General features: G+C 75.5%; 5 protein-coding genes and 1 pseudogene. 1 reads left to right on the top strand and 5 read right to left on the bottom strand.

What is annotated here, in order from left to right; translation table 11 throughout:
* The 5 genes and pseudogenes from ACFWEG_RS27730 to ACFWEG_RS27710 all read right to left on the bottom strand — a co-directional run.
* A pseudogene (locus tag ACFWEG_RS27730) lies at window positions 1-991 on the bottom strand (hypothetical protein); the annotation flags it as partial.
* Window positions 988-1,887, bottom strand: coding sequence for an FAD binding domain-containing protein (locus tag ACFWEG_RS27725; protein ID WP_387220505.1), 900 nt, complete (start codon window positions 1,885-1,887; stop codon window positions 988-990). The pseudogene ACFWEG_RS27730 and the gene ACFWEG_RS27725, both read right to left, overlap by 4 nt.
* 313 nt (window positions 1,888-2,200) lie before the next feature.
* The gene (locus ACFWEG_RS27720) at window positions 2,201-3,901 is read right to left on the bottom strand and encodes a beta-N-acetylhexosaminidase (RefSeq protein ID WP_387220503.1); all 1,701 of its coding nucleotides are present in this window, start codon (window positions 3,899-3,901) and stop codon (window positions 2,201-2,203) included.
* Window positions 3,902-3,997: 96 nt separating this feature from the next.
* On the bottom strand, window positions 3,998-4,282 hold the full coding sequence (locus tag ACFWEG_RS27715) for a DUF3039 domain-containing protein (protein WP_387220501.1): 285 nt from the start codon (window positions 4,280-4,282) through the stop codon (window positions 3,998-4,000).
* A gap of 27 nt (window positions 4,283-4,309) precedes the next feature.
* The gene (locus tag ACFWEG_RS27710; RefSeq protein ID WP_387220499.1) at window positions 4,310-4,885 is read right to left on the bottom strand and encodes a YqgE/AlgH family protein; all 576 of its coding nucleotides are present in this window, start codon (window positions 4,883-4,885) and stop codon (window positions 4,310-4,312) included.
* Window positions 4,886-5,190: 305 nt separating this feature from the next.
* On the opposite strand from ACFWEG_RS27710, the gene murA reads away from it, so the two are divergent.
* Window positions 5,191-6,531 (top strand): UDP-N-acetylglucosamine 1-carboxyvinyltransferase, encoded by a 1,341-nt coding sequence (murA, locus tag ACFWEG_RS27705; protein ID WP_387220497.1) that lies wholly within the window; start codon window positions 5,191-5,193, stop codon window positions 6,529-6,531.
* Window positions 6,532-6,600 lie beyond the last annotated feature (69 nt).

The following is a 6,600-nucleotide window of genomic DNA, read 5'->3' as shown; positions in this document are numbered from 1 at the left end:
CCCCCGCGGCGTCCGCCTCGCGGCGCGCGGCCGGGACCGGCGCGTGCTCCGGGGCGCCCTCGTCGGGCCCGGGCGGCCCGTCGGCCGCCGCGGACGCGTCGTCGCGGGGCTCGGCGACGGTGGCGGGCGCGTCGCTCGCCGCCCAGTCGGCGCCCTGCGGGGGCACGGCGGCGGGGGCGGCGTCCGGCGACCACGGCGCGGCGGGCGGCTGCGGGGCGGTCACCCAGGGCGCCGTCGCGCCGCCGGGCAGCGTGGCGGGCGGCGTACGGCCCCACTGCGCGGCCGCGTCGGGCAGGGGGACGTCCTGCGAGTCGTCGGGCCGGGCGTCCACCGGCGCGCCGCCCGCGTACGCCTCGGCCGGCGGGAACCCGGGCGTGCGCTCGGGGTACGGGTCGGCCGCGCGGTAGACGTCCGCAGGGCTAGCGTCGCTGCTGTAGGGGTCCTCGCCCGGCGCCACGGCGTGCGGGTCGGGCCGGCGCACGTCCCGCGCCTCGGGCTCCGGTGCGCCCTCGGGGACGGCCGGGGGCCGCACCGGCTGCGGGGCGGGGACGGGCCGCGGGGGGCGCTCCTCGTCGGCCATGTGCGGCGGGATGGTCCACATCCCGGTGGCACCGGGCCCGCCGGCCGGCGGCGGGGCGTAGGGGGCCGGGATCTGCGGCGGCACGAAGCCGTGGCCCGGGGCCTCCAGGGGCTCCGTCCCGGCCGGCTGCTGCCCGCCGTACGTGCCCGTGCCGTAGCCGCCGGTGCCGCCGGGCAGCCCGTAGCCGAGCGCGAGGCCCTCCGGAAGGGTGACGAACGCGGTGGCGTCGGCGTCGTCACCGGTACGGGCGACGGGCTGCCAGCCCGCGCCCCGCCCGCCGTCCGACGGCGTGTGATGCGCGTAGCCCTCGCCGCCGTCGCGGCCCCCGTCGCGGCCGTCGTACGCGTACGGGTCGTGGCCGCGGTCGTGCGCGCCGCGGCGGTCGTGGTCGTCGGTCTCGCGGTCGGTCACGACAGCGCCCTCCCCAGTGCTCGTCGGGCCAGCGCGGCCACCGTGCGCCGTACGTGCAGGACGGCCGGCGGCAGCTGCGGCCGCCCGTCCGCGGAGTCCCCGGACGGCTCGGGGTCGGGAATGCAGGCGGTGGCGACGTACTCGCCGAACGCGTGCAGGGCCTCCGGGGCGAGGCCGCGGTCGCCGTCCCAGTCGATCAGGGACGCGACCCAGGCCTCGGCGTCCAGCGGTCGCAGCGGCATCGGCGCGATCGCCCCGACCGCGCACCGCACCCCGCGCCGGGCCGGGTCGAGTACCAGGGCCACCGACGCGGTCGCCCGCCCCGGGCCGGTGCGGCCCGTCGCCTTGAGGAACACCTGGGGGGCGTGGAGCAGCGGGACCCGGACGAAGCCGAGCAGTTCGCCCGGCCGCAGCGTGTCCATGTGCGCGAGCAGGTGCGACACCGGGGTCTCGCGGCGGGCCCCGCCGGGCCCGGCGATCACCAGCGTCGCCTCCAGGGCGGCGAGCACCGGCAGCGCGTCCCCGGTCGGCGCGGCGGAGACGATGTTCCCGCCGAGCGTCCCCGCGTTCCTGATCTGCGGCGGGCCCGCCGCGCGCGCGGCCGCGGCGAGGGCGGGGATCAGCGCGGCGAAGTCCGGCCGCCCCATCCGCGCGTGCGTCAGCCCGGCGCCGAGCAGCGCGTGCCCGTCCTGGTACTGCCACCCGCGGATCTCGCTGATCCGGCTCAGCCCCACCAGCGCGGCCGGCCGCAGCCGCCCCGCGTTGACGGCCGACATCAGATCCGTGCCCCCGGCCACCGGCACCGCCGCCGGCTGCGCCCCCAGCGCGGCCACGGCCTCGTCCAGCGTCGTCGGCAGCGCCACGGCCTGCACCGCCTGCGGTACGTGAGTCGTCAAAACCGCTGCCCCTTCCCGATGTCCCGCCCGTTCCGCCGTACGGTACGTCCTCCCGGCCCGGACGTGGCAACTCTGGCACATGTTGGGGACGGAGGGTGCGGGGGGCGGCGGCAAGAAAACCGGCCCGGCGAGCCGCACGCTCTCAGCCCAGCCGCGAAAAACTCAGCCCGGCGATGGGGTCTCCCCTGCTCGAGCGAAGCCGAGAGCTTGGGGAAGTTTGAGGCCACCGGGCGGAGCCCGGTACCCCGCCGGCAGGCGGAAAGGCGCCCGCCGAGGGACTTGGGGAAGGGGCGGGTGGGGGAGAACCCCCGCGTCAGACGACCGGCGGCTCGCCGTCCAACGGCCGCCCGCCCACGCCGGGCCGCTTCTGCCACGGGTGCGGACCCGTGCGGGGCCGGTACGCGACCCCGAGCGCGTCGAGCCGCGCGTAGTGCTCGACCATCCGCCGCTCGAAGTCCGCGAAGTCCCGCTCCTCGGGCGCGGGCAGCGCACTCCACGCCACCTCCGCGAACGCCGCGAGCCGCGGGAACACCTGGTAGTCCACCCGCCCCTGGTCCTGCATGACCTCGGCCCACACGTTCGCCTGGGTCCCGAGGACGCGCGCCTCCCCCGCCGTCCCCGCCAACTCCGGCGGCACCGGCTCGAACCGGTACACGTCCGCCAGCGTCCGTACGTACCCGATCGGCATCGGCTCGTCGGGACCGTCCGCCTGCCGGTGGTCGAAGTACACCTGCTGCTCGGGGCACATCACGACGTCGTGCCCCGCCCGGGCCGCCGCGATCCCGCCCGCGTAGCCGCGCCAGGACGACACCGCCGCCCCCGGCGCAAGCCCGCCCTCCAGGATCTCGTCCCAGCCGATCGAGCGACGCCCCCGCGCGGCCAGCCACGCGTCGAAGTGGCTGATGATCCACGACTGGAGCCCGTCCTCGTCCTTCACCCCCAGCTCCGCGATCCGCGCCTGCGCGAGGGCCGACGCCCGCCACTGGTCCTTGGGGCACTCGTCCCCGCCGATGTGGACGAACGGCGACGTCTCGACCGGGAACAGTTCGAGCACCTCCTCGAACACCCCCTCGTAGAACCGCAGCACGTCCTCCGTCGGCGCGAGCACGTTCGGGCTGACGCCCCAGGAGTCCCACACCTCCACCGCGGAGGTGTCGACGACGTCGGCGTTCCCCAGCTCCGGGTACGCGGCGATCGCGGCCTGCGCGTGCCCGGGGATGTCGATCTCGGGGACGACGGTGATGTGCCGCTCGGCGGCGTACGCGACGATCTCGCGGATGTCGTCCCGGGTGTAGTAGCCGCCGTGGGGGGTCTCGGACCACTGCTCGGACTCCCGGTGCCCCCACTTGCTGCGGGCCCGCCACGCGCCGACCTCGGTCAGCCGCGGGTAGCGCTCGATCTCGATCCGCCACCCCTGGTCGTCGGTGAGGTGGAAGTGGAAGACGTTCAGCCGGTGCGCGGCCAGCAGGTCGAGGTAGCGCAGGACGCCGTCCTTCGGCGTGAAGTGCCGGGCGACGTCGAGCATCATCCCCCGCCACCCGAACCGCGGTGCGTCCTCGACGACGACCATCGGCAGCGGCCACTCCTGACGCGCCCGCACCGGCGCCCGGCGGAACGCCTCGGGCCCGAGGAGCTGGCGGAAGGTCTGCGCGGCCCGGAAGACCCCGGCCGCCGTGCCGCCGGTGACGCGGACCCCGCTGTGCGGGTCGACGACGATGGCGTAGCCCTCGGGGGCGAGGTCGCCGTCGATCGCGAGGACGACACCGTTGTCACCGCGGCCCGCGTCCAGCGGGAGGCCGGTCGCCGCGCCGACGGTGGCCCGCAGCCAGCGGGCGACGCCCTCGGTGCCGGGCCCGGCGTGCAGGACGGTCTCGCGGTCGAGCGGGAAGCTGCCCCCGCCGGCGCTCCACCGCAGCGAGCGGGGGGCGGGGATCAGCGACGGCAGCGCGTCGGCGCCGGACGGGGCCGGGGAGCTATCGGCGGCGGAGGTCACGGGCGGGTGCGCGGAGGTCATGCCCCGCACTCAACCCGCCCCGCGCGCCCCCCGGCAAGTGGTCTCAACCACTCCGTGACCCGCGCTGCGCCCTGCGCAACGCGGACCGGGCGGCGGCTACTTCTTGCCGCCCTTGTCGTCGCCGCCGCCACCGACGCCCATCGACTCGTAGATCTCCTTGCACATCGGGCACACCGGGTACTTCTTCGGGTCGCGACCCGGTACCCAGACCTTCCCGCAGAGCGCGACGACGGGGGTGCCGTCGAGCGCGCTCGCCATGATCTTGTCCTTCTGGACGTAGTGGGCGAACCGCTCGTGGTCCCCGTCCCCGTGCGACACCTGCGGCGTCGGCTCGACGAGGGTCCCCGTACCTGCCCCGCGCTCGGGCTCAAGAGTGCTCATACAGCAAGCGTACTGAAGAGAGGGCCGTCAGTTGAGGGACGGGTCGTCCGGATAGGTGGCGACCATGGCGAGCCGGGTGCGCTGGCGGCGGAGGACCGCCCGCCAGAGGGTTTCGGGGGCGGGTGAGGAGACGTCGCCGGGCTCGGCGGCGACGACGTACCAGGCGCCGGCGTCCAGCTCGCGCCGCAGCTGGCCGGGGCCCCAGCCCGCGTAGCCGGCGAAGACCCGCAGGGCGCCGAGGACGGGGGCGAGCAGTTCGGGCGGGGAGTCGAGGTCGACGACCCCGATCGCGCCGTGCACCCGCCGCCAGCCCGCCGTGCGCACCGGGTCGCCCGCCCGGCCCCCGGGCAGCACGCCGACGGCGAGCGCGGAGTCCAGCGCGACGGGCCCGCCCTGGAAGACCACCCCGGGCTCGCCGGCGAGCTCCGCCCACCCGTCGAGGATGTCGGCGACGCCGACCGGCGTCGGACGGTTGAGGACCACCCCGAGGGAGCCCTTGGCGTCGTGGTCGAGGACGAGCACCACCGTGCGCGTGAAGTTCGGGTCGCCGAGGTCGGGCGTGGCGACGAGCAGTCGCCCTGTGAGCGAGGACACCTCCGTCATGCTCGACATGATCCCGCATGCGCGGCCCCGCGGAAGGGGCGATGTCGGTACGTGACCGGGCGCGACCGTATGCGATACGCCGCTGGTCGGCGGGGGCCCGCGGGGCGCGGGGGTTCGCGGCGGGCGGGCGGGGCACCCGAGAGACGGCGGGGTGTCCGGTCACGCGGCGCAGGCGCGGCCCTGCGGAGCGTGTCCGGGGCGCCTCCCGGGCGCGGTCCGGGTGTCCCCGGCCCTACGGGCGGGGGGTTCCTGGCCCTTACCCTTATTGCTTGGTCCCCTGCCCATCTCATCGGAACGCGAGTTACATGACCGTCACCGACGATGTACTGCTTGTCCACGGCGGAACCCCGCTGGAGGGCGAGATCCGTGTCCGCGGCGCGAAGAACCTCGTGCCCAAGGCCATGGTCGCGGCCCTCCTGGGCAGCGAGCCGAGCCGTCTGCGCAACGTGCCCGACATCCGCGACGTCCGCGTCGTGCGGGGTCTGCTCCAGCTGCACGGTGTGACGGTCCGCCCCGGCGAGGAGCCGGGCGAGCTGGTCATGGACCCCTCGAAGGTCGAGAGCGCCAACGTCGCGGACATCGACGCCCACGCCGGTTCGTCCCGGATCCCGATCCTGTTCTGCGGCCCCCTGCTGCACAAGCTGGGCCACGCGTTCATCCCCGGGCTCGGCGGCTGCGACATCGGCGGCCGGCCGATCGACTTCCACTTCGAGGTGCTCCGCAAGTTCGGCGCGACCATCGAGAAGCGCGCCGACGGCCAGTACCTGGAGGCCCCGCAGCGGCTGCGCGGCACGAAGATCGAGCTGCCGTACCCGTCCGTCGGCGCGACCGAGCAGGTGCTGCTGACCGCGGTGCTCGCCGAGGGCGTCACGGAGCTGTCGAACGCGGCCGTGGAGCCCGAGATCGAGGACCTCATCTGCGTGCTGCAGAAGATGGGCGCGATCATCGCCATGGACACCGACCGGACCATCCGGATCACCGGTGTCGACAAGCTGGGCGGGTACAACCACAAGGCGCTGTCCGACCGCCTGGAGGCGGCCTCCTGGGCGTCGGCCGCGCTGGCCACCGAGGGCAACATCTACGTCCGCGGGGCGCAGCAGCGCTCGATGATGACGTTCCTGAACACCTTCCGGAAGGTCGGCGGCGCCTTCGAGATCGACGACGAGGGCATCCGCTTCTGGCACCCCGGCGGCCCGCTGAACGCGATCGCCCTGGAGACGGACGTCCACCCCGGTTTCCAGACCGACTGGCAGCAGCCCCTGGTGGTCGCCCTGACCCAGGCCGCGGGCCTGTCCATCGTCCACGAGACGGTGTACGAGTCGCGGCTCGGCTTCACCTCGGCGCTGAACCAGATGGGCGCGCACATCCAGCTCTACCGCGAGTGCCTGGGCGGTTCGAACTGCCGCTTCGGGCAGCGCAACTTCCTCCACTCGGCGGTCGTGTCCGGGCCGACGAAGCTGCAGGGCGCCGATCTGGTCATCCCCGACCTGCGGGGCGGGTTCTCGTACCTGATCGCCGCGCTGGCCGCCCAGGGCACCTCGCGGGTGCACGGCATCGACCTGATCAACCGCGGCTACGAGAACTTCATGGAGAAGCTGGAGAGCCTCGGCGCGAAGGTCGAGCTGCCCGGCGGGGCGCTGGTCTAGCGCGGTCCGCGGGAGGCGCCCTGCGGGGCGTCTCCCGGGCGGACGACGGCGAAGGGGCGGTCACCGTGC

Source organism: Streptomyces sp. NPDC060194 (assembly GCF_042728285.1).
In the GTDB taxonomy this organism is placed as follows: domain Bacteria; phylum Actinomycetota; class Actinomycetes; order Streptomycetales; family Streptomycetaceae; genus Streptomyces.
The sequence above is the reverse complement of the archived record's forward strand: the minus strand, read 5'-3'. Positions and strand labels throughout refer to the sequence as shown.